The organism is Okeania sp. (assembly GCF_983059655.1).
Genome location: NZ_CEZPJD010000888.1, coordinates 1 through 3,054, shown reverse-complemented (window position 1 = coordinate 3,054; position 3,054 = coordinate 1). Strand labels below are relative to the sequence as shown.

The 3,054-nt window shown below is 39.4% G+C and carries 3 protein-coding genes; 2 read left to right on the top strand and 1 reads right to left on the bottom strand.

Annotated features, from left to right (window positions below; genetic code table 11):
- Positions 1-1,213 (bottom strand): RNA-guided endonuclease InsQ/TnpB family protein (locus AC3DU7_RS29810; protein ID WP_488042859.1); only part of this gene is annotated, 1,213 nt, incomplete at its 3' end.
- A gap of 280 nt (positions 1,214-1,493) precedes the next feature.
- Here AC3DU7_RS29810 and lipA point away from each other — a divergent pair.
- Together lipA and psaX are read left to right on the top strand one after the other, a co-directional pair.
- Positions 1,494-2,381 carry a lipoyl synthase gene (gene lipA, locus AC3DU7_RS29805; protein WP_488042860.1) on the top strand — a complete coding sequence of 296 codons (888 nt, stop codon included), beginning with the start codon at positions 1,494-1,496 and terminating at the stop codon, positions 2,379-2,381.
- A gap of 198 nt (positions 2,382-2,579) precedes the next feature.
- Positions 2,580-2,669, top strand: a complete 90-nt coding sequence (gene psaX, locus AC3DU7_RS29800; protein WP_202222484.1) for a photosystem I protein PsaX — start codon at positions 2,580-2,582, stop codon at positions 2,667-2,669.
- Positions 2,670-3,054: the final 385 nt, after the last annotated feature.

Here is a 3,054-nt window from a genome sequence, read left to right as displayed (position 1 = left end):
TGTGGGCTTCTCGTTTCGCAGCCCCGGTATCCCGTCGGGCTCCACGAGCTTTAAGGACGGAATGCCCTACCGCCCTATTTTTGATATTTATCGCTGCATTCCAGTCGCGGTCTATGACAATACCACAATGCGGACAACAATGAGTTCGTATGTTTAATTCTTTATGGACTTTTTCCCCACAATTTGAGCAATCTTGGCTGGTATTTTTAGGGTTCACTCCTATAGTTTTCTGTCCAGCATTTCCAGCTTTGACAGTCAAAATAGACAGAAATTGACTCCATCCAGCATCGTTAATTGACTTACTCAAACGGGTCTTTGCTAGCCCTTTAATGTTTAAGTTTTCATAAGCAATAACTTCGGCTTTTGATAACAATTGATTGGCTGTTTTGAAATGAAAGTCTTTACCTCGATCGGCTACTTTTTTATGTTGTTTAGCAACAGCTTTAACAGCTTTTAACCATCTTTTGCTTCCTTTATTTTTACGGGATAAACGTTTTTGTAGTGTCTTTAATCGCTTCTGAGATTTTCGGTAGTATTGAGGTATGGGGATAGACTCTTCTTCACTTGTTACTAAGAATTCTTTCAGCCCCATATCGATTCCCAGAATGTTTTTTAATGTTGGTTCAACTTGAGTTGTTAAAGCTGGAACTGATTTGTCTTCTAGGGATAAAGTTAGATAATAACCATCTGCTTTACGACTAATTGTTACTGTTTTAATTTGAAAACCTTCCGGTATTGGTCGATGTTGAATCAACTTGATTTTGCCGATTTTGGGCAAGTTAATTTTGTTTCCTTCTATGCAGTCTTGCTTGATTTGAGGATAAGTAAAACTACGATAACGACCTTTTCCTTTAAATCTTGGTTTTCCTAATTTCTGTCCAGTTTTGTCTGTTTTCAACCATCTATCGAAGGCAAGTTTTACTCGTTTTATGCAATCCTGTAAAATCTGAGAGTGAATTAGCTTGTATTCCGGAAATTTGTCTTTGGTATTGACTAAATCTTTTTTTTGAGAGTAATAATCTGGATGGTCTCTTAGTTGAGGAATTGGCATTACCAAGGGGCAAGCGTTAACCGGACAACGGTTTTCTGACCACCACGAGAACCGCTCACCTAACCTATAGTTGTACTGCCGACGCAACAATTCCAACCACAATTCTATTGTGGCTATTTGATCTGAGTTGGGCCTTAATTTATATTGGTAGGCAGTGCGCATGGTGGAAAATTTCCGGGGTGATAGCAAGATAATAATACAAGTTTTTCAACTAGGGCGAAAGCTTCTGGTGGGATGGTTGCAAATTGAATGGGCATCGAACCTATTCAATTGGCCGCCGATTCATCCGCCAAATGAAAGATTATGGCGTGAGGCTCAAGGGCGATTCAGCTAATATAAAAGCGCACAAAATTGTTATTTTTAACTTTTTATGGCTACAAAAAATGGTCAATCAATATCAACTCAGGTGAATACTGCTGAGATGAAAGCCCAAATTCAGAGTATGCCAAAGTGGCTGCGTCCTTCTTTGGGAAAAGCTAGTGATATTTCTACTGTACAGAAAATTATAAAGCAGCGTCAGCTCCATACCATCTGTGAGGAAGGTCGCTGTCCTAACCGAGGCGAATGTTATGCCCAGAAAACAGCTACTTTTTTATTGATGGGTCCTACTTGTACGCGGTCTTGTGCTTTTTGTCAAGTGGATAAGGGTCATGCTCCAATGCCCTTAGATCCAGAGGAACCACAAAAAGTAGCTGAAGCTGTAGAATTATTAGGCTTGGAGTATGTGGTACTGACTTCTGTTGCTAGAGATGATTTGTCAGATGGCGGTGCTAGTTGGTTTGTCGCAACAATGACAGCTATTAGACAACGGAACCGAAAAACGAAAATTGAGGTTTTGACGGCTGATTTTTGGGGTGGTCAAGATGGACGTGGGGTTGAGAAGTTATCTGTTTCTCTAGCTGAAAGGCAAAAGCAACGGATAAAGATAGTTATAGATGCTGAACCTGCTTGCTATAACCATAATATTGAAACAGTACGACGGTTACAAGGCCCTGTGCGCCGTGGGGCAAAATATGAGCGATCGCTTGATGTATTAAGGATTGTTAAGGAATTAAACTCTAATATTCCTACTAAGTCAGGGCTAATGTTGGGACATGGAGAAACTAAAACTGAAATAATCGAGGCTATGACAGATTTGAGAAAAGTAGGATGTGATCGCATTACTTTAGGCCAATATATGCGTCCTTCTCTAGCCCATTTGCCTGTACAAAAATATTGGACACCAGAAGAGTTTGAGGAGCTTGGAGCGATCGCTCAACAAATGGACTTTTCTCATGTGCGTTCTGGCCCTCTAGTGCGTAGTTCTTATCATGCTGGAGAAGGTGGTTAAATCAATAAGGGAAAAGAAAACAAATAAATTCCTAAAAACACATCCTGTGTCACTTTAACTTTGTGATACAAGAATCTCCCTTTATAGTCGCGAGATTTAACGGTGAGAGTATCAAATCTTTAAATGTTTGTATGATATTGAACCAATTGCATGATAATATTCTCTTGATCCCAATATAAAAATGGAGAATAAATTTAGATGAAATATTCTTTTCGTGCAAGTTGGGCTTTATTACTATTGGCTATCAACTTGGTTGTTGCGGGCTACTATTTCGGTATTATCCAGTAGTCTTCAGGCTTTTACTTAGCAAGTCTGTGCCACTCTTAAGATACTCTATTTTTGAGAGTGGCACTTTAATGAAGTCAGAAGTCAGAAGTCAGAAGTTAGAAGTTATTTTTGTAACGGGGATTTTTAGCAACTCTCCAAAAATATTTCGCCTTAAAATGCGGGGTTGCACGACCCAATTATTTCGATAACAATATATCTAAATTTTGAGATAAAAAGTTAATTCTGTGATTTTCTCCTAATATAGCAATGTGCACTGGCTTGCTTTACAAATTTCAGGAGGTGTCCAATAGCTAAAAGTTTTATATCATAAGCTTTTTATCCCCCCTACTGCCTCACAGGAGTCAGCATTCCCTCACAGGAGTCGGCGTTCCGCAAGCGAGCTGTC